The following is an 18,488-nucleotide window of genomic DNA, read 5'->3' as shown; positions in this document are numbered from 1 at the left end:
CTCCTTGGTGCTTCGATGTTTCTTGATGGATCAGTTCATGTAGGGCGGCGCGTTGAGCCGGATACGGCGTTGACCTCTCAAAGGGGCTGTGAGGTCAATTCAAGTTCGATCGCGGTTTCGGCTGCCGACAACCAGCCCCCAAGGTAGCGGTATCCGGTTCAGAGAGGGTCGAGTATCCCGGAGACGGCAAGCGCCAGTATCGGCACATGCCGTGTGGCGGTGCGCCATAGAACCACCACGTCCAGATTATGGAAGTCGTGAACCAGCACGTCGCGAGTCCCGGCGATCGACCGCCAGTTGACCGCTCCGTGCCGATCCCGAAAGTCCCTGGACAAACTTTTGGTCGCCTCTCCGATGATGATCAATTGATAAGCAATCGCCGAGATCGACCGGCGGTCCTCCAGGAAATCCCGACCTCCGGCGGTGGCGGCGAAGCTCATGATCAAGGTGCAGGCATCCCGGATATGACCCAGGGCGATACGGTCAGAGGGCGACATAGAGGCTGTGCGCCGCATCGCGGAACATCCGCGTCCGTTCCCGATTGCCGAACTCGACCAATCCCGTCCAGCTGTAGAAATGCGACCTGCGACTGAAAATCCTGGAAAGCTCGTCCTGCATCGTCACCCGGTCGAACAAGGTCCATTCTGCATCCGGCCGCATGGTGACCAGCACGTCCAGCTCGGCGTCCGGGTCCGATCGCTCCTGCTCGGGAAGGTCGAGCAGGGCGAGTTCAGCCACCTTCCAGCGGTCGCAGAAGGCCGACAGGTCCGCCTCGATGTTCCTGTACCGGTCGAGCGCCAGATAGCCCATGGTCCGTCCCCGTTGCATCGGGGATACTATAGGCTTCGCGGCGCTCACATTCCAGCGCGGGCCCGCGCCCTTCCCTACTTCGACTTCGCCGCCTTCTCCGCCGCCCTGCGGGTGCGGAAGCCCGCCGCCCAGCCTTCATGGACGCTCTGCTTGGACCGCTCCACCGTCAGCGCGTCGGCCGGGACGTCGCGGGTGATCACGCTGCCGGCGCCGACGATGGCGCCGGCCCCGATCGTCACCGGGGCGACCAGCGCCGAGTTGGAGCCGATGAAGGCTCCGGCGCCGATTTCGGTATGGCTCTTGAAGAAACCGTCGTAGTTGCAGGTGATCGTGCCAGCCCCGATGTTGGCCTTCGCGCCCACGCTGGCGTCGCCGATATAGGTCAGGTGGTTGACCTTGGCGCCCTTGTCGATGCGGGCGTTCTTGATCTCGACGAAATTGCCGATATGGACGTCCGGTCCGATGTCGGCTCCCGGGCGGAGGCGGGCATAAGGGCCGATCAGGGCACCGCTCGCCACGCGAACCTCCTCCAGGTGGCAGAACGGGCGGATCCCGACCCGGTCGCCGACCTCCACCCCGGGGCCGAACACGACGTTCTGCCCGACCGTCACGTCGCGCCCCAGCCGGGTGTCGTGACTGAAATAGACCGTCTCCGGGTCCGCCAGCGTGGCGCCCCCGGCCATGGCGGCCGCCCGCAGGCGGCCCTGCATCAGCCGCTCCACGGCAGCCAGCTCGGCGCGGGAGTTGACGCCGACCACCTCCTCGGCCGACGCTTCGACGAACCGGCAGGCGTGCCCCGCGGCGCGCGCGGCGGCGACGGCGTCGGTCAGGTAGAACTCCCCCTTGGCATTGTCGTTGCCGATGGCGTCGAGCAGGGCGAACAGGCGCCGGCCGTCGAACGCCATCAGCCCGGCATTGCACAGGGTCACCGCCCGCTGCGGCTCCGTCGCGTCGAGATACTCGACGATCGCCTCCAGGCCGCCGTCGGCCCCCTGGATCAGCCGGCCGTAAGCGCCCGGCTCGTCCGGCCGCATGCCCAGGACGACGACTGCGGGATCGCCGGAGGCGCCGTGACGCGCCTCGGTCATCCGCGAGAGCGTCGCGGGCGTGACCAGCGGGGTGTCGCCGTAGACGACCAGCACGTCCCCCTCGAACCCCTCGACCAGCGGCCGGGCGGCCATGACGGCGTCGGCGGTGCCGAGCTGGCGCTCCTGGACGACTGTGGCGTGGGGCGCCACCTCGGCCGCGACGTCCTCCATGCCCGGCCCGACCACGACGACGATCCGTTCGGGCTCCAGGGCCGACGCCGCGGCGACCACGTGGCCGACCATCGAGCGGCCCGCCACCTTGTGCAGCACTTTGGGCAGGTCCGACTTCATGCGGGTGCCCTTGCCCGCCGCGAGAATGATGCAGGCGAGCGGACGGCGGGTTTGGGTATGGTGCGTCGATGTCATGGTGCTGTTATCGTCTGATCCGCGTTCACGGGGGGTTCGGTCCTCCTTGTGCCACACCTCCGGCTTCCGCCAAAGCCCTCGATAGGCGACCGGCCGGGAACGACCATCACCGAAGGAAACTGGGGAACCGCCGCATGCCTCGACTACAAGCCGTGATCTTCGACCTGGACGGCACCCTGATCGACAGCGCGACCGACATCACGGCCGCGGTCAACAAGCTGCTGGACAAGTACGACCGCCCCCATGTCACCGTGGAGCAGATCCGCGTCATGGTCGGCGACGGCGCCCCCATCCTGCTGCGCCGGGTCTTCGAGGCGACCGGAACCAGCCTCGACCCGGACAGGGCGCCCGCGATCTATGCCGACTTCCTGGAATTCTACGAGCGGCAGCCCGCCTCCGCCGACTCGATCTTTCCCGGCGTGCCGGAGACGCTGGACCTGCTGCTCGCGCGCGGGCTGAAGCTGGGGCTCTGCACCAACAAGCCGGAACGGGTCACCCGCGAGGTCCTGGTCCAGCTCGACCTCGGCCGCTTCTTCGGATCGGTCGCCGGGGGCGACACGCTGCCGGTGCGAAAGCCCGACGGCGGCCACGTCACCTGGATCATGGACCGGCTCGGCGTGACCGACGGCGCAGCCGTCATGGTCGGCGACAACCACAACGACGTCGCCGCGGCCCGGGGAGCCGGCATCCCGGTGGTCGCGGTCAGCTACGGATATCCCCACGTCCCCACGGCCGAGATGGGCGCCGATGCCATCATCGATCATTTCACGGAGCTTCCCGCCGTACTGGACGGATTAGCCGATCGCTGATTTCGCAGGCGCCGCCCCGGCAACATATCGGCCCCGAACCCATTGATGCTCCGAACGAGGGATGCCAAGTCGTCGCACTGGTCAACGCGCGGCTAAGCTCCAAACTTCGTCATGCCGGAACCTGGATCAGAAAACTCCTGTTCCGGAGCATGTAGGACAAGGACGGGAGCGGACAATGGACATCGATCCGTTGATGTTGTCGCGCATTCAATTTGCTTTCACGATATCTTTTCATATCCTTTTTCCCGCCTTTACCATCGGTCTCGCCAATTGGATCATGGTGCTCGAAGGTCTATGGCTGAAGACAGGACGCGACGTTTACCGCCAGCTGTCCGAATTCTGGACCAAGATCTTCGCGATCTCGTTCGGCATGGGCGTGGTGTCGGGCATCGTGATGTCGTACCAGTTCGGCACCAACTGGAGCCGCTGGTCGGACATCACCGGCAACGTGATGGGTCCGCTGATCCAGTACGAGGTCGTCACCGCCTTCTTCCTGGAGGCGGCCTTCCTGGGCATCCTGCTGTTCGGCCGCAGCAAGGTGCCGCGCGGCATGCATTTCTTCGCCGCATGCATGGTGGCGATCGGCACCATCATCTCGTCTTTCTGGATCCTGTCGTCGAACAGCTGGCTGCACACCCCGGCCGGGTTCGAGATCCGCGACGGCCGGTTCTTCGTGACGAGCTGGTGGGAGGTGGTGTTCAACCCGTCCTTCCCGTACCGCCTGGCTCACATGGTGACGGCCGCCTTCCTGACCACCTCGTTCGTGATCGCCGGGATCAGCGCCTGGTACATCCTGAAGGGCCGCTTCGCGGAATACACCCGCATCAGCTTCGGCATGTCGCTGGGCCTGATCGCCATCCTGGCGCCGCTGCAGATCCTGCTGGGCGACCTTCACGGCCTGAAGACGATGGAGGTGCAGCCGGCCAAGATCGCCGCGATGGAGGGCCATTGGGAAGGCGGGGCCGGGGCGCCGCTGATCCTGTTCGCCTGGCCCGACATGGAGGCCGAGAAGAACCATTACGAGATCGGCATTCCCTTCCTGTCCAGCCTGATCCTGACGCACGAGCTGGAAGGCGAGGTGCCGGGGCTGAAGCAGTTCGCGCCGGAGGACCGACCCTACGTGCCGATCGTGTTCTGGACCTTCCGCATCATGGTCGGCATCGGCTTCCTGATGCTGTTCGTGGCGGTCGGCTTCGTCTTCCTGAGCTGGCGGCGGCGGCTGTACGACTCGCCCTGGTTCCACTGGATCTGCGTCGCCATGACCCCGGCCGGCTTCGTGGCGATCCTGGCCGGCTGGTTCACCACGGAAATCGGACGGCAGCCCTGGATGGTTCAGGGACTGTTGCGGACCGCCGACGGCGTGACCCCGTCGCTCACGGCGGGAGCCGCGTTGACCTCCCTGGGGTTGTTCCTGGTGACCTACGCGCTGATCTTCACGGCCGGCACCTATTACATCCTGCGCCTGCTGCAACTCGGGCCGCAGCCGCACCATAGCGAAACCACCCATCAGGCACGCCAGGAAGCCGGACGCCCGAAGCGGCCGATGTCGGTGCCTGACGAACGCATCGAACCGGCGGAGTAAGCGACATGGAATGGTGGCAGGACCTTACCCTGATCTGGACCGGCATCGTCGCCTTCGCGATCATCATGTACGTCCTGATGGACGGCTTCGACCTGGGCCTGGGCATCCTGTTTCCCTTCGCCGGGCGCGACGTCGACCGCGACGTCATGATGAACACGGTGGCCCCGGTCTGGGATTTCAACGAGACTTGGCTGATCCTGGGCGGCGCCGGCCTGTTCGCGGCGTTCCCCCTGGCCTATGCGGTGATCCTGCCGGCCCTGTACCTGCCGCTGACGCTCATGCTGATCGCGCTGATCTTCCGCGGGGTGGCGTTCGAATTCCGGTTCAAGGCGAAGAGCAGCCGCTATGTGTGGGATCGCAGCTTCCATCTCGGATCTCTGGTCGCCACGGTGGTGCAGGGAATGGCGCTCGGTGCCTTCATCCAGGGCTTCACCGTGGAAAACCGCGCCTATGCCGGCGGCAACTTCGACTGGTTCTCGGTCTTCAGCCTGCTGACGGGTGCGGCCTTGGTGGCGGGATACGCGCTGCTCGGCTGCACCTGGCTGATCTGGCGGACGGAGGGATCGCTGCAGGAGTGGGCGTACAAGCTGTCCAAGCCGCTGTTCCTGGCGGTGATCGGGTTCATCGCGCTGGTCAGCATCTGGACGCCGCTGGCGAACCAGACCATCGCGGACCGCTGGTTCTCCTGGCCCAACATCCTCTATCTGTCGCCGGTGCCGATCCTGACCGCGGCCCTGGCGCTGCTGTATTGGCGAGCGATCAACAAGCGGTACGAGGTACAGCCGTTCGCCCTGTCCATGGGCCTGTTCATCCTGTCCTTCGCCGGCCTCGCCGTCAGCCTGTGGCCGAACGTGATCCCGCCCAACATCAGCATCTGGGATGCGGCCTCGCCGCCCGAGACCCAGGAGTTCCTGCTGGTCGGCATGGCTTTCCTGATCCCGACGATCGTGGTCTACACGATCTATTCCTACTACGTCTTCCGCGGCAAGATCGGCGAGGACGTCGGGTATCACTGAGGCTCGGCTATCGCCGAAACATGGGAGTCACCGGGGCACGGCATCGGCCGAGGTGAGATGCATGACGACATCGCCGAACCGGCTCTCTCCCTCCAGCCGGACCGGGACCGGCGGCAGTCCCTCGACCACGGGCGCCAGCATCAGCGAGATGGGCGCCCGCCTCTCCTGCTCGGTGACCGCACCGTCCCGCTTCCATTGGCCGGCCAGCACCGTCGAGGTGACTTCGCAATGGACCGCGGGGCCGCTGAAGACGGAATAGCGGTTGGGGGCGAGTTGACGGTCTCCAAGCGTGCGGAAGTTCAGATCGTAGCGGCGGCGGCCGTCGAATACCGGAACCGTCCCGGTACAACCGCGCCCGGAAGCGACGCCGGTGGCCACGGACAGCACGGCCGACAGGGGATCGGTGGTTCCCGGCACCATCTCCGGCGGCACGGGGTCGCGCTCGGACGGGTCGTCCGGCGGCCGGACGTCCGCGACGACGCGGCCTGAGCCATCGTAATCCAGGCTGACCGCCCGCTCGCGTCCCCGCCAGGTTCCGCTCTGCCGGTGCGACCGCGGTGCCGCCTCCCCGTCACGCAGGAGCCCGACGGAGCGCGACAGGTTCTGCCAGGGAAAGAAGGTGCCGATGAGGCCCTGGGTTTCGGCGCTGACCTCGACTTCGTAATCGTCGCGCCCGATATCCAGCAGGATCGACGCCTGCAGGACTTCGAACCCGCCCGCGTAGATCGCGTAACCGAGCCTGACCTTCTCGGCCGCCGATGCCGCCGGGGCACACAGGGCCAAGGCACCACCGACGATCACCCCGGCATTGACTGATCGCAACGACATCGGCACCGGACACCTCCCGCGGATCGGATCTGCAGAACCCATGTAGGGCGTCCCGTTCCCGCTGCAATTTCGAACGGGCCGTTTCCTGCGCTTGACATCATCCCCCGACCTCAATAAATAGGGCCTCCGCCGCACAGGCGGGCGCGTAGCTCAGCGGGAGAGCACTCCCTTCACACGGGAGGGGTCACAGGTTCAATCCCTGTCGCGCCCACCATCCTCTTCAAGTACTTTGAACGAACCAGGGTTTCGGGGCAGTTTGCGATGCGCCCGGCCGGTCCCCATGCCTGACCGACCGCGCGCGGGAACGCAGCGGGATCGCGCAACCGCACGCCAGGGACGGGCGCCCTGCAAGGCGCCCGTCCTCATTTGCCGAGAATCCCGTGGAAACCGGGGATCCCGGCCCTGCTCCGCTAGCCCCCCGGGTCTACTGTACCGGCTTCGCTTCGGCATCGATGCCGGCAACCGACGCCGGGTCGCCGTTGTAGGCGGGCAACTCTTCAATCTCCTCGCGGGTCATGTCGATGACGACACGGTCGCCCGCCTCGTTCAACCGAAGCTCGTTCCAGGGAACAGCGGCGGTCTTGGAACCGATGCCCAGGAAGCCGCCCCACTCGATGATGGCCGCCTCCACTTGGCCTTCGGAGCCGATCAGGAGGTTTTCGATCTCGCCGACTTCCTCATTGTTCGCCGTGACGGCGTTGGTCCCGATCATTCCCGAGACCTGATCGCCCATCAGCCGCGGGTCGGCCATCGGTGCCGTAGGAGCGATACCTGCCGTCGGAGTCCCGGCATCTGCGTCCCGGGCCTCCGGTGCGTCCTGCTGATCCGGCCGAACGACGTTGACGTTCGGCTCGCCGGCCCTCTCCACGGTGACATTCGGCTCGGCCTGCTCGACATTCACGTTCGGCTCGGCCTGCTGGACGGTGACGTTGGGCTCCGGCTGCCGGACGGTCACGTCCGGCGCGGGCTGTTGCACAGTCACTTCAGGAGCGGGTTGCTGGACCTGAACGTCAGTCCCCGCCGCTGGGTTCTGATCGCCACCTGCCGGCTGGGCATTCTGCTGCTGGGCAAGCGCCGGGGTTCCAAGCGCGAGCAGTGCAACAGCGCTCGTTACAGTCAAAATATTCTTCATCGGTTTCTCCATAAGATGACGTAAGAAATCCCAAGGTTTTAAGGATTATTCTCGGCCTCAGCTCACTTGAGTCTTGATCTCAAAATAATAACAGTCGATTGCCTCAGTAAGTTCCGAAAAATGCCACAGCTTATATTATAGATGAATCATCATGGGTTGTTGTTATCTGCACTGCTCAATCCGCAGTTCCATTATTTTTATTGTCATGGATTGGGCAACGCTCACCTTGTCCACCGCGCCGACAAGGGCGCGATGGGTTCAGGCCAGGCACTGAGCCAGGCAATGGGATGATCATGGTTCCGGATTGGGGAAGTCACCGATCGGATCGGATCCGGCGGGCTAGAAAATCAAAGCGAAAAGCCCGATCAAGACCAGAAGACCGATCAGGAAAATGACACCTACAGTACCGCCGATGAACTTGAGCATGATGGAACTCCTGAATCTGGGTTAGCCGGGGCCCGACCCGCGGGATCGCGCTCCGGCACGACGTAGGCTCGGCTCAGCGGCCGGCTTTGTCCTTGCCGGTCAAGGCATCCTTGATGCCGCCGACGGCATTCCGGATCCTGGCTTCGACCTTGTCGGCCTTGCCGTCAGACTGGAGTTTGCCGTCTCCCGTCAGGTTGGCGGCTCCTTGCTTGACGTCGCCCTCCACCTTTTCCATTCCACCTTCTTCATCGAGCCTTCGGCCCGATCTTCATTCATTACCTTCTCCTTGCGGCACCGGCCCTCACGGCGCCCGAAACCGCCGCCATGGGATGGCCATGGGATGGCCTTGCGGGTAAGGACGCCTATGATCGGAGAACGGTTCCCCGAAAAGTGAACAGGTTACCGATGGGCCGAATTGGCACAAGGACGGAACAGAGCCGGCCGGCGTCGAATGACCCTATCCAGATGGGGCACCAGGAAGGATCGCCGGCAGCGCCCGCCGGCCGTATTTATTTTGGAACTTCAACGCCGGACCTGGCGTCTACCCGTACAAGGCACGGGGCGATTTTCGGCAAGGACGTGAGGTCAGGGGCAGGGTCATGGGTTCGCGTCGCCTACTGGCCTCGACGGTCCGCTGATACACGTGATGGCGAGCGACCTGCCTGAACCTCATCGCAATCTCCGACTTCGGCGCCTTCCGGGAACGATCGTGGAACGCCGCATGGGAGGAACTTATGCGACAAACCCCGCTGCAGACGATGCTGTTGCTGACGGCCACGCTCGCGCTCACTCCGTCATGCCCCTCCGCCGCTCCCGCGCAGGACCGCGTGGCGGTAGGGCCGGGCGACGGGAGGATCCAGACCGGGCAATCCGGCAGCGTCCCCAAGCTTGAGGCGGAATCCGACATCGTTGGTGCAAAGGACCTGATCGGTCGAAGCGTGATCGGCGCAGACGGCGAGGTGCTGGGCACGATCAGCGACTTCCTGCTAAGCCTGTCGGGCGGGATCGACCGGCTGATCGTCGCCAGCGGCGGCTTTCTGGGCATCGTGGGCCGTCGGGAGGTGGCCATCCCCTGGTCCGAGGCGGAAACGGGCCTGGATACCGGCGACATCCGGGTCACCCTGACCCGGGGCGACTTTGAAAACGCTCCGGAATACGAGCGAAGCGGGAGCATCGACGCGGTCCCGCGCGCTTACCGGCAGTGATCCTTCAGGGAAAGGCCGGCATGCGCTCGGCCCGACACAAGGAAATCGCATAAACATGGAAAGGAAATGAAGATGTTCGGTGCATTCGGAAAAGGTCTGGGGTTCATTTTCCTGGTCGGCCTGACGACCGTCGGCGTCCTGAGCGCGATATTCCCCCGGGGTGCCAGGAAGGTCGCCTCCGTCGCCTATGACCTGGAAGGGGAGCGCCAGACCCGGCCAGCCAGCCGGATGGACGCCAGCCGGATGGACGCCAACCGGACGGACGCATGAGCGCGGCCCCGGAGGCCGGGCGGGTCACGCCGAACCGGCTCTCGTGCAGCACGCCCTGATGCGCGGCGGAGTATCCGACCGGGCGGCCTATCCCCTCTGGCTGCGGGTGCCCTACACGCTTTTCGTGATCGCGCTGGTACCGGTTTACTGGCGCGAGTACGGGCCGGGCAACTTCCTGTGGTTCTCGGACATCGCCCTGTTCTCCGTACTGATCTGTCTTTGGACCGGCAACAGGTTGCTCTTCTCCATGATGGCAGTCGGGGTGCTGCCCCTCGAGATGGTCTGGACCATCGACTTCCTCGCGGGGGGCGCCCTGGTCGGTCTGGCCGGCTACATGTTCAGCGACCAGTATCCGCTCTACCTGCGGGCCTTGTCGCTGTTCCACCTGTTCCTGCCGCCGATCCTGATCTGGATGCTGGTGCGCCAGGGCTATGGCCCCCGCGCCCTGCCGGCACAGACCGCGCTGGCCTGGATCGTGCTGCCGGCGACTTGGCTGCTGACGTCTCCGGACGACAACGTCAATTGGGTTTTCGGCCCCGGCGAAGACCCGCAGCAATTCCTCGACCCGCTGCTCTATCTCGCGCTCTATATGCTGCTGCTGCCGATTGCCGTCTTCCTGCCGATGCACGCCCTGCTGAAGCGGCTGTTCGGATCAGCCGATCCCCCCGTCTGAGCACCGTTCCAATCAAAGGATGCGAACCGCGGCCTGCCCGGTGAACGGGCAGGCCGCGGCGTACTCGTACCCGATGCCCGTCTCCGCGGCGCATTCCATGAACGCCTTGTACTCGTGCTCGCGCCAGGTGCGGTTCCCGATGAACTCGTCGAACACCAGGATCGAGCCCGGCACCAGCCGGCCGGCCAGCGCCGTCAGGACGGTGCGGGTCGAGGAGTAGATGTCGCAGTCGATGTTGGCGAAGCGCACGGCCTCGCCGTGGCCTGCCAGGAACGGCGGCAGGGTGTCGCTGAACCAGCCGGCATGAAGGGTCACGTTGCTTCTCACGGCCGGCAGTTCCCGGCCGGTGGTGAAACTGCCCCGGCGCTGGCTGCCCCAGTCCTCCGGCAATCCCTCGAACGAGTCGAAGCCATGGACTTCCTGGCCGGCGACCCCGGCGATGTGGTCGATCGAGGTTCCGCGCCGGACGCCGAACTCCAGCACCAGTCCCTTTCCGGCCGCCAGGCCGACGCCGTGCCGGAGCAGGTCGGCGCCGCAGCCGAACAGGCGGAAATCGCCAGAGAGGCGCGGCAGCAGCGCGCCGACGCCGTCGACCAGCGCATGGTGGTGCGGGCGGTCGCGGAGCGGTCCGTCCAGGATCGCGGCCGCCTCCCCTTCCCTGCCGCCGAGCAGCGCATAGGCGGCGAGGAAAGCCCAGTACTTGCCGTTGGCGCCATGGCAGGCGGTCGCCCGGCGCAGGCGGTCGAGCGCATCTTCGAGCGACAGGACCTGGAGCGCCGCCGCATGGCTCCGGAACCAGCCGGCCGCGAGGCCGGGCTGGCGGTCCAGCAGCCTGTCCCAGGCGGCCAGCGCGCCGGCGGCGTCGCCCAGCGCATGGCGGCACATGGCTTCCTCGTACAGCAACTGTCCGGTCTGCCCCCCTGCCGAAGCGGCCAGCGACGACAGGCGGACGGCATCCGCATAGCGGGCGTCCAGGCGGTAGGCCGCTGCCAGCGCCTCCCAAGCTTCGGCGCGGACCGGCGGCGCCGCGGCCAGCGGCTCCATCAGGCGGGTCGCGACATGGGGCAGGCCCGCGGCGGTGCAGGCCCGCGCGAGTTGGACGCGGATCCCGACATCGTCGGGATCGAGATCGGCGGCGCGGCGCAGATGGGCCAGCGCCGGCTCGAAGTCCTTCATGCCGAGATAGGCCGTCCCGAGCAGGGCATGGCCGCCGGGGGACAGGTCGGGCCGGGACGCGAGCAGGCGGCGCGCCGCCCTGTACCGCTTGGCGGCGAGCAGGCCGCGCGCGGTCTCGATGATGTCCGTTTGCATGACGACTCCCTGCCCCTGGCCCGCCGGGTATCTACCCGCGCGGGCTGCCGGGAGCAAACCGGAATGGTCGCCGGCCAGGACCGGCCGCGACAAAATTGGGAGCGGCGGGACAACCGGCGGGGAGGGTCTTCAATACCGAACCCCGGCACCCCAATTCAGGGCGCATCATGATCAACCCAGACCAACGGCGGCTCGACCGCAGTCTCGAGCGCCTTCAACACCGCCTGCCCGGCTGGATCGCCCGGCCGGTCGGCGGACTTCGCAAGCCCGACGCCCGCTGGGTCCGGATACCGGTCGGCGTCCTCTTCATCCTGGGCGGCTTGGTCGGCTTCCTGCCGATCCTGGGCTTCTGGATGGTTCCCCTCGGCCTGCTCCTGCTCGCCATTGACGTGCCGTTCCTGCGCCGCCCGACCTCGGCCCTGATGGTCCGCGGCGAGCGGCGCTGGACCGAATGGCGCCGCTCGCGGCAGTCCGGCAAGCAGTCTCAGGCCGCCAGAACCAGCCCCGAATGACCGACCGGGCTGCCGTCCGCCTGGCTGTTTACCGGCTGGGTTCCGGCATAGCTTTCCCACAGCGCCCGGAAGACCGGTTGGCGCTCCAGCAGGGCGTCGAGCGATCCCAGGTCGACCACCGCGCCGTCGGCCATCCAGACGATGGTGTCGAAGCGCGTCAGCAGGTGAAGCCGGTGGATCGAAGACGCGATGCAGGCGTCGGGGAATTCGGCCAGCAGGTTGTCGTAGATCCGCGCCTCGGTGGTCGGGTCCATGCTGCTGGTCGGCTCGTCCAGCATGATCAGCGAGCTGTCGCGTGACGCCAGGATGCCGCGCGCCAGCGCCAGCCGCTGCTTCTGCCCGCCCGACAGGTTCAGCCCGCGCTCGGTGATCTCGGTGGCGAGGCCCAACGGCAGCCGGTCGATCACCGGGCCGAGGCAGGCCAGTCCGCAGGCCCGCTCGACCGCCGCCGCGGGATAGGGGATGCCCATAGTGATGTTCTGGGCGACCGATCCCTCGAAGATCTCCGGATCCTGGGGCACCAGGGTCGCCACCGGACCAAGGTCGCGCAGGTCCGGCCGGGCCTCGCCGTCGAAGGCGATCGAGACGCGGTCGGCCTCGTAGAGTCCTGCCAGGACCCGCAGCAGCGTGCTCTTGCCGGATCCGCTCTCGCCGATGAAGGCGATTCGGCTGCCGCGCTTCAGGACGAGGGACACGTCGCGCAGGGTCGGCCGGTCCTCGTGGCGCGTGGCATGGCTGAAGGTCAGGCCCTCGATCCGGATCTCCCGCCAGTCGGCCGGCACCGGCAGGGCGGATGCGGACCGGCGGCTCTCGGCCGAGAGGATCTCGTCGGCGCTGCCGATATCGGCTTGGTAGCGGACCAAGTCCTGCCAGTTCGTCGCCATGGAGCCGACGACGTTCCCGATCTGCTGGGAGTACTGGTGGACCATCACGGCGGTGCCGAGCAGGATCACGCCGTCGCTCCGCCAGGCGAGCCAGGCATAGAGCGCCACCAACCCGCAGCGGATGCCGTTGTTGAGCAGGTCGATCGCGCACCACTTCGCCTCGTTGACGACGATGCCCCGGCGAAGCGGCGCGAACGCTGCGGTCAGCCGGGCTGCCACCGCGGACCGGGTCGCCGACTCGAGGCGGAGCGTCAGGACCGTGGATATGTTGCCCAGGCAATCGATCAGTTCGGCGGCGTAGCGCCGCTCGAACCGGTTCTCCTCGTTCAGCAGGAAGACCATGATGCGGTCGAACCTGATCAGGATCGCGAAGATCAGGGCATAGCCCAGCACGGCCGCCGCCCCGGTCCAGGCCGATACGAGGCACAGGGCCACCAGCGGGCCGACCAGGCTGACCGAGTTCTGGAGATAGATGAACTGGTTCTGCGAGAATCCGAACAGCGCCTGCGTCGCCTTGGCCATGCGCTGGATCGTGTCTCCGGAATGATGGCGCTCGTGCCAACGCAGCGGCAGGGCCACCGCCTTGGCGTAGAGCGCGTCGGCGAACCGCTCGCGGATACGCACCGCCATGAAGCGTTCGAGCACCCGCCCCGGCCCGTGCATCGCCCAGCCGAGCACGCAGGCGCCGAACATCAGGGCCATGTTCCACCCGGCGAGCGTCACGTCCTGGGTTCCGGCCGTGCCCGCCGTCTGGAGGGAATTGACCGCCTCGCCGAAGAAATAGGGGATCGCCAGCCGCACGGCCTGCGCCAGGAACAGCAGGCTCAGGAACGTCACGACCAGCGACCTGCGGCCTTCCGCATGGCGCCAGAAGGCCGCGTAGAGGCCGCGGATGCCGCGGTGGACGGTGGCGGAGCGGGGAAGCTGGGGGATCGGGGAAACGGGGGATGTCGTCATGACGTCTCGTGCTCTGGCCGCGTGCCGGAAGCCGTTCCGGCCGGTGGCGGGACACTAGCGTCATCATGGTTAATGCAGCCTTTATCGTGACTTCGCGGTTGCGGAAAGCCGGCTGGACGCGGCCTTCACCGGAAGCCGGTCCGGACGGTTCCGACGCCGCTGACCCGCACCGACGGTTTCTGCGCGATCCTGCCGGCGTCGATCGATCCGATGCCGGAGATGCTTAGGTCTGCGCGCTCCGCCGGGGCCTCGACCCGGATGGTGCCGGTTCCGGCGATGGACGCCGTCAGCATGTCCACCCGGCCGCCGCCCACGGTGATGCCCCCGGCGCCGGAAAGATCGGCTGTCAGGTCCCCGTCAACCCGGGCGACCGTGACGGTGCCGCTGCCGATCACCCTGACCCTGCCGGCGGTGACGGCGCCCGCGGCGACCTGACCGGCGGCGACCTCGATCGTGAGCGGTGCCTTCAGGTCGGCGATGTCCCACTCGCCGACGGCCGATGTAGCGGTCAGCGGGGTTCCCGCCGGAACCCATAGTTCCACCTCCGGCAGGTCGCCCTCTCCGGTGCCCTCCGACGTCACGGTCAGGCCGCCGATGCGGGTGACCGCCCGCGCGCCGAAACCGGTCGCGATGGTCACCGCCGACCCGGAGCGGATGACCGGGGCCGGTCCGGCGCTGACCACCAGCGCGCCGCCCTCGGCATGCCGCGACAGGTCCCCGATCCAGGTCGCGGGGCCGGTGGCCCTCAGACGGATGGCGCCGGAGTCATGGAGGCGGACATGCACGCGGGCCGCCAGTCCGCGAAGGTCGAGCGCGCCCGCGCCGAAGCTCTCGTCGATCGTCGTGCGATCCCGCGCCGAGGCGGAGCCCGCGGCCAGGGCGAAGGCCACCATGGCGGTGGCCAGCCGGTACCAGTTCGTCATAGGGCAACTCCAGGAATCAAGGGCCTGTGCCACGGGCTACTCGCCGTCCTCGATCAGCAGGCAGGTGGTCTCCGGGGCCGGGCTCAGCAGCATCACCATCCGGCCGGGCGCGGAGCCGCGGCGGAAGCGCAGGCTGCCGGAGCCGTCGAAATAACTCACCACGGCGTCCCGCAGGTCGCCCTCGTCGATGATGCGGTTGCCCTGCTGCCAGCATTGCAGGCGCACGGCACCGTCGGGCGCCACCGGAGCGGCGCCGCCCGACCTGGCGCCCAGCTGCGACCCTCCCTCCTTGACCACAGTGGCGGCCGCCACGCCTACCGCGAGCGCCGACAGGGCAAGGCCCAGGACGAACGGCCGGATCATCGGTCGGGCGAAGGGGCGCGCGAAGGGAAAGCCGGTCAGCATCCGCCGCGCCCCACATTGTTGATCACGTCGCCCGTGATGATGGTGACCACCTCGCGCGGGGCCGTGGCGCCCCGGGGAACATAGACGTTGCCCACGGCCTGGCTGCCGCAGGACAGCTTGCCTCCCTGGGCGGCGCCCTGGGTGAAGTCCTGGTCCTGAAGCTCGCCGCGCCGGCGCCAGCTCTTGGCGATCTCCATCTGGATCTTGCCGTTGAAGCGCGGCTCCAGATGGGTCCGCTGGTTCAACTCCTTCGCCCCGGCGCCGCCGGGTGCCGCCAGGGCCAGGAAAGCCCATGCCATCAGGATAGCCGTCGGTGTCCGCATTGAGAGTCACCTCCCCGAGAGCCAGTGACCGGCGGAGGGTCCGCCATGTCGATCCCCTACGCTAGGCCGCAGCCATCCCTGTCGTCTGTGAACGCCTTCACCCCTGCCACCCCGGCAGCCAAGAAAACATATGAGAGTCCCATGAGGACATAGCCTTGCAATGAAGACTAGAACGAGTCCTCACCAAAGATCACTATCCATTCGGTTTGGTCGAACTCTCGGAATACTTAATTTTCCCGCTTGTCCTGGAGCGGCATGGCGGGGTTATAATAAATTAAGGATGTTACCGTCGGCTGCCGCAGCCGGCCAGGCCCGAAGCCCCGGCCGGGCGGCGAGGAATGCGACAGTGGGGACTTTTCTCTGATGAGAGTTCTGCGGTTCCTTGGCCTGCTGGTCTTCGCCCTGTCCTGCGCCCTGCACTTGGGCGCGGGTCCGGTGAGCGCTGCCGATGCGGACAAGCGCATCGCGCTGGTGATCGGCATCGGCGCCTACCAGTTCGCCCCGGCCCTGCCCAACCCGTCCAACGATGCCCGCGCGATCGCCGCCGCCCTGAGAAACCTCAAGTTCGAGGTCGAGGAGGTCTACGACCTGGACAATCGCGGCTTTTCCGGGCGGCTCCGCGATTTCGGCATCCGGGCCGCCGAGGCCGACGTGGCGGTCATCTTCTATGCAGGCCATGGCCTCCAGGTGCGCGGCCAGAACTATCTGCTGCCGTCGGACGCCCGGCTGGAGCGCGAGCGCGACCTTGTCTACGAGGCGATGCCGCTCAACCTGATCCTGGGCGAATTGGCCCAGGCGCGGAAGCTGGGGGTGCTGATCCTGGACGCCTGCCGCAACAACCCGTTCGCCGACCGGCTGTCGCGGAGCAATGCCGGGGCTATCCGGGAGCGTGACGTTTCCGCCGGCCTGTCGCGGGTCGACGATACGCCGAGCGACACGCTGGTGGCGCTGGCGACGCGGGCGGACGCGCTGGCGGAGGACGGCGCCGGCGAGCACAGCCCCTATACCATGGCGCTCCTGAAGAACCTGAACGTGCCGGGCCTGGAGCTGGGCCTGTTCTTCCGCCGGGTCCGCGACAACGTCATGGAGGCGACCCAGGGCCGGCAGGAACCGTTCATCTTCGGATCGCTCGGCGCGACGCCGTTCTACTTCAACCCGACCCCGCCGAACCGGAGCCCGGAGCTGCCGGCCCTGAAGCCGATCGTCGTCGGCGACACGTCGGAAGCGGTCAAGCTCGGCATCGGGCGCATCGCCGATCCGGACGGCGACGAGGTGTTCGCCCAAGTGTCCGGGCTTCCCGCTACCGGGCAGGTCCGGCTCGGCGAAAGGCTGGTGCTGATCGGCGACTATCTGAGCATCGCGCAGCTGTCCCAGGTGACCTACAAGCCGGACGTCGGCGCGGTCGGCCCGGCCGGCAGTTTCGATTTCGCCGTCATGGACAACAAGGGCGGGACCGCTCCCGGAAAGATCGCCATCACCGTCAACCAGTCGAACCGTCCGCCGGTGGTGGCCGGCGAAAGGACCTTCAGGATGGCGCTCCCGCAACTGGGCCTGGAGGCTCCGAGCGATCCGGACGGCGACGCGGTGACGCTGACCGTCGCGGCATTGCCGTCCCGCGGGTCGATCCGCAAGGGATCGCAGCCGGTGCGCCTTGGCGAGAAGCTGGCCGCCGCCGACCTCGCCGGCCTGACCTACGACCCCGGACAGTCGGCTCCCGGCGAGGCCGGCAGCTTCGCGATCCTGGCGGACGACGGGCGCGGCGGCAAGGCGACCGCCTCGGTCCGCATCGAACTGGAAACCGCCGGCACGCCCCCGGCCGGCCCGGAGCTTGCCGATGCCTTGTGGCAGCAGGTTCGGACGCGCGGCCAGGCGGCCGACTTCGCCGCCTACCTGCAGCTTTTCCCGGATGGCAGGAATGCCCCGCTGGCGCGCGACCGGCTGGCGGCCCTGGCTCCCGCCAAGCCCAATCCCCCCGCCGCGGTGCCGGCCGCTCCTGCGCCTCCGGCGAAGGCGGAGGTCGCCGTGGTCGAGCCGCGCAAGCCGGCGCCCGCCAAGCCGGAACCGGCCAAGGCGGCGGAGCCTCCCAAGCCGGAACCTCCGAAGCCGGAACCTCCGAAGCCCGAACCGGCGAAGCCCGCCGGGCGGCTGGCGGCGGCCGAACCGCCGGCCTCCCCGGCGACCCGCAACAAGGGCCAGTCCAACAGCTTCCAGGACTGCCCGGAATGCCCGATCATGGTCCGCCTGCCGGCCGGCAGCTTCACCATGGGCTCCGCACGCGGCGATCCCAGCGAGCAGCCGAGCCACAAGGTGAGCTTGAGCAAGCCCTTCGCCCTGGGAATGTTCGAGGTCACGGTGGCGGAGTGGCGCGCCTGCGTCCAGGGCGGCGGCTGCAGCGAGATGCCGCGCATGGCCAGCGCCACGGACGAGACGCCGGTCCACAATGTCCACTGGCGCGACGCCGTCGCCTATACGATCTGGCTGTCCAAGAAGACCGGGCAGAGATACCGCCTCCCCAGCGAGGCGGAATGGGAATATGCCGCCCGCGCCGGCACCGCCGGACGTTTCTGGTGGGGCGAGGCGGTCGGCGTGGCGAACGCCAACTGCGAGAACTGCGGGGGCATGTACGAACGGCTGACCCCTCTCCCGGTGGGCAGCTTCAAGCCCAACCCGCTGGGCTTCTACGACATGAACGGCGGTGTCGCCGAGTGGGTGGCCGACTGCTGGAACAAGGATTACCGGGGAGCCCCGGCGGACGGCGGCGCCTGGACGCAGGGCGACTGCCGCAAGCGGGTCCTGCGCGGCGGGTCCTGGCGGAACGACGCGGACTCGCTGTCGGTGACCGGCCGATTCAGCTACGAGCAGGACGTCCGGTACCTTGCCAACGGGTTCCGGATCGCCCGCGACCTGAACTGAATCCGGGCGAAGGTGTCGCCTGGTTTACTGCGGGCATGCACGGGGGCGTCCAGCA

General features: G+C 67.3%; 20 protein-coding genes and 1 tRNA gene. 9 read left to right on the top strand and 12 right to left on the bottom strand.

Annotated elements, in window-relative coordinates:
* Positions 1 to 158: 158 nt before the first annotated feature.
* The 3 genes from DPR14_RS04625 to glmU are packed head-to-tail and all read right to left on the bottom strand — an operon-like array spanning position 159 to position 2,264.
* On the bottom strand, positions 159 to 440 hold the full coding sequence (locus DPR14_RS04625) for a HepT-like ribonuclease domain-containing protein (protein ID WP_192499276.1): 282 nt from the start codon (positions 438 to 440) through the stop codon (positions 159 to 161).
* A 43-nt stretch (positions 441 to 483) separates the two neighbouring features.
* Positions 484 to 828, bottom strand: a complete 345-nt coding sequence (locus tag DPR14_RS04620) for a nucleotidyltransferase (RefSeq protein ID WP_158044117.1) — start codon at positions 826 to 828, stop codon at positions 484 to 486.
* Positions 829 to 884: 56 nt separating this feature from the next.
* Complete coding sequence (gene glmU, locus DPR14_RS04615; protein WP_158044116.1) at positions 885 to 2,264, bottom strand: bifunctional UDP-N-acetylglucosamine diphosphorylase/glucosamine-1-phosphate N-acetyltransferase GlmU; 1,380 nt, start codon at positions 2,262 to 2,264, stop codon at positions 885 to 887.
* 134 nt (positions 2,265 to 2,398) lie between these two features.
* On the opposite strand from glmU, the gene gph reads away from it, so the two are divergent.
* From gph to cydB, 3 genes are all read left to right on the top strand, one after another.
* The gene (gene gph, locus DPR14_RS04610; RefSeq protein WP_158044115.1) at positions 2,399 to 3,073 is read left to right on the top strand and encodes a phosphoglycolate phosphatase; all 675 of its coding nucleotides are present in this window, start codon (positions 2,399 to 2,401) and stop codon (positions 3,071 to 3,073) included.
* A gap of 175 nt (positions 3,074 to 3,248) precedes the next feature.
* On the top strand, positions 3,249 to 4,655 hold the full coding sequence (locus tag DPR14_RS04605; protein WP_158044114.1) for a cytochrome ubiquinol oxidase subunit I: 1,407 nt from the start codon (positions 3,249 to 3,251) through the stop codon (positions 4,653 to 4,655).
* 5 nt (positions 4,656 to 4,660) lie between these two features.
* Complete coding sequence (gene cydB / locus DPR14_RS04600) at positions 4,661 to 5,671, top strand: cytochrome d ubiquinol oxidase subunit II (RefSeq protein WP_158044113.1); 1,011 nt, start codon at positions 4,661 to 4,663, stop codon at positions 5,669 to 5,671.
* A gap of 27 nt (positions 5,672 to 5,698) precedes the next feature.
* On the opposite strand, the gene DPR14_RS04595 is transcribed toward cydB, so the two are convergent.
* Positions 5,699 to 6,499 carry a DUF3108 domain-containing protein gene (locus tag DPR14_RS04595; RefSeq protein ID WP_192499275.1) on the bottom strand — a complete coding sequence of 267 codons (801 nt, stop codon included), beginning with the start codon at positions 6,497 to 6,499 and terminating at the stop codon, positions 5,699 to 5,701.
* Between the two features lie 139 nt (positions 6,500 to 6,638).
* Here DPR14_RS04595 and DPR14_RS04590 point away from each other — a divergent pair.
* Positions 6,639 to 6,713, top strand: a tRNA-Val gene (locus DPR14_RS04590).
* A 210-nt stretch (positions 6,714 to 6,923) separates the two neighbouring features.
* Here DPR14_RS04590 and DPR14_RS04585 read toward each other — a convergent pair.
* From DPR14_RS04585 to DPR14_RS04575, 3 genes are all read right to left on the bottom strand, one after another.
* The gene (locus DPR14_RS04585) at positions 6,924 to 7,631 is read right to left on the bottom strand and encodes a PRC-barrel domain-containing protein (RefSeq protein ID WP_158044111.1); all 708 of its coding nucleotides are present in this window, start codon (positions 7,629 to 7,631) and stop codon (positions 6,924 to 6,926) included.
* A 339-nt stretch (positions 7,632 to 7,970) separates the two neighbouring features.
* Positions 7,971 to 8,057, bottom strand: a complete 87-nt coding sequence (locus tag DPR14_RS29230; protein ID WP_158047981.1) for a small membrane protein YohP — start codon at positions 8,055 to 8,057, stop codon at positions 7,971 to 7,973.
* Positions 8,058 to 8,130: 73 nt separating this feature from the next.
* Positions 8,131 to 8,292 (bottom strand): CsbD family protein, encoded by a 162-nt coding sequence (locus tag DPR14_RS04575; RefSeq protein WP_158044110.1) that lies wholly within the window; start codon positions 8,290 to 8,292, stop codon positions 8,131 to 8,133.
* A 499-nt stretch (positions 8,293 to 8,791) separates the two neighbouring features.
* On the opposite strand from DPR14_RS04575, the gene DPR14_RS04570 reads away from it, so the two are divergent.
* From DPR14_RS04570 to DPR14_RS04560, 3 genes are all read left to right on the top strand, one after another.
* Positions 8,792 to 9,262 (top strand): PRC-barrel domain-containing protein, encoded by a 471-nt coding sequence (locus DPR14_RS04570; RefSeq protein WP_158044109.1) that lies wholly within the window; start codon positions 8,792 to 8,794, stop codon positions 9,260 to 9,262.
* A gap of 72 nt (positions 9,263 to 9,334) precedes the next feature.
* Complete coding sequence (locus DPR14_RS04565) at positions 9,335 to 9,532, top strand: hypothetical protein (RefSeq protein WP_158044108.1); 198 nt, start codon at positions 9,335 to 9,337, stop codon at positions 9,530 to 9,532.
* 43 nt (positions 9,533 to 9,575) lie between these two features.
* Positions 9,576 to 10,205: a hypothetical protein gene (locus DPR14_RS04560; protein WP_211103921.1), complete on the top strand. Its 630-nt coding sequence runs from the start codon at positions 9,576 to 9,578 to the stop codon at positions 10,203 to 10,205.
* Between the two features lie 12 nt (positions 10,206 to 10,217).
* Here DPR14_RS04560 and DPR14_RS04555 read toward each other — a convergent pair whose 3' ends face one another.
* A complete protein-coding gene (locus DPR14_RS04555) occupies positions 10,218 to 11,516 on the bottom strand; it encodes a class I SAM-dependent methyltransferase (RefSeq protein ID WP_158044107.1) in 1,299 nt (432 codons plus the stop codon).
* Between the two features lie 167 nt (positions 11,517 to 11,683).
* Between DPR14_RS04555 and DPR14_RS04550 the strand changes: the two genes are divergently transcribed.
* Positions 11,684 to 12,028 (top strand): hypothetical protein, encoded by a 345-nt coding sequence (locus tag DPR14_RS04550; protein ID WP_158044106.1) that lies wholly within the window; start codon positions 11,684 to 11,686, stop codon positions 12,026 to 12,028.
* Here the strand turns inward: DPR14_RS04550 and DPR14_RS04545 are convergent.
* From DPR14_RS04545 to DPR14_RS04530, 4 genes are all read right to left on the bottom strand, one after another.
* The gene (locus DPR14_RS04545) at positions 12,001 to 13,869 is read right to left on the bottom strand and encodes an ABC transporter ATP-binding protein (RefSeq protein ID WP_158044105.1); all 1,869 of its coding nucleotides are present in this window, start codon (positions 13,867 to 13,869) and stop codon (positions 12,001 to 12,003) included. The two genes, DPR14_RS04550 and DPR14_RS04545, sit on opposite strands and share 28 nt — an antisense overlap.
* 125 nt (positions 13,870 to 13,994) lie before the next feature.
* On the bottom strand, positions 13,995 to 14,792 hold the full coding sequence (locus tag DPR14_RS04540; RefSeq protein ID WP_158044104.1) for a hypothetical protein: 798 nt from the start codon (positions 14,790 to 14,792) through the stop codon (positions 13,995 to 13,997).
* Positions 14,793 to 14,828: 36 nt separating this feature from the next.
* Positions 14,829 to 15,197 (bottom strand): hypothetical protein, encoded by a 369-nt coding sequence (locus DPR14_RS04535; protein ID WP_158044103.1) that lies wholly within the window; start codon positions 15,195 to 15,197, stop codon positions 14,829 to 14,831.
* Positions 15,191 to 15,520 (bottom strand): hypothetical protein, encoded by a 330-nt coding sequence (locus DPR14_RS04530; RefSeq protein ID WP_158044102.1) that lies wholly within the window; start codon positions 15,518 to 15,520, stop codon positions 15,191 to 15,193. Before DPR14_RS04530 ends, DPR14_RS04535 begins: the two co-directional genes overlap by 7 nt.
* A gap of 363 nt (positions 15,521 to 15,883) precedes the next feature.
* Here DPR14_RS04530 and DPR14_RS04525 point away from each other — a divergent pair, with 363 nt between their 5' ends.
* Positions 15,884 to 18,433: an SUMF1/EgtB/PvdO family nonheme iron enzyme gene (locus DPR14_RS04525; protein ID WP_158044101.1), complete on the top strand. Its 2,550-nt coding sequence runs from the start codon at positions 15,884 to 15,886 to the stop codon at positions 18,431 to 18,433.
* The last annotated feature ends 55 nt before the right edge of the window (positions 18,434 to 18,488 follow it).

The sequence above is a fragment of the Skermanella pratensis genome (assembly GCF_008843145.1).
GTDB lineage: Bacteria > Pseudomonadota > Alphaproteobacteria > Azospirillales > Azospirillaceae > Skermanella > Skermanella pratensis.
The sequence above is the reverse complement of the archived record's forward strand: the minus strand, read 5'-3'. Positions and strand labels throughout refer to the sequence as shown.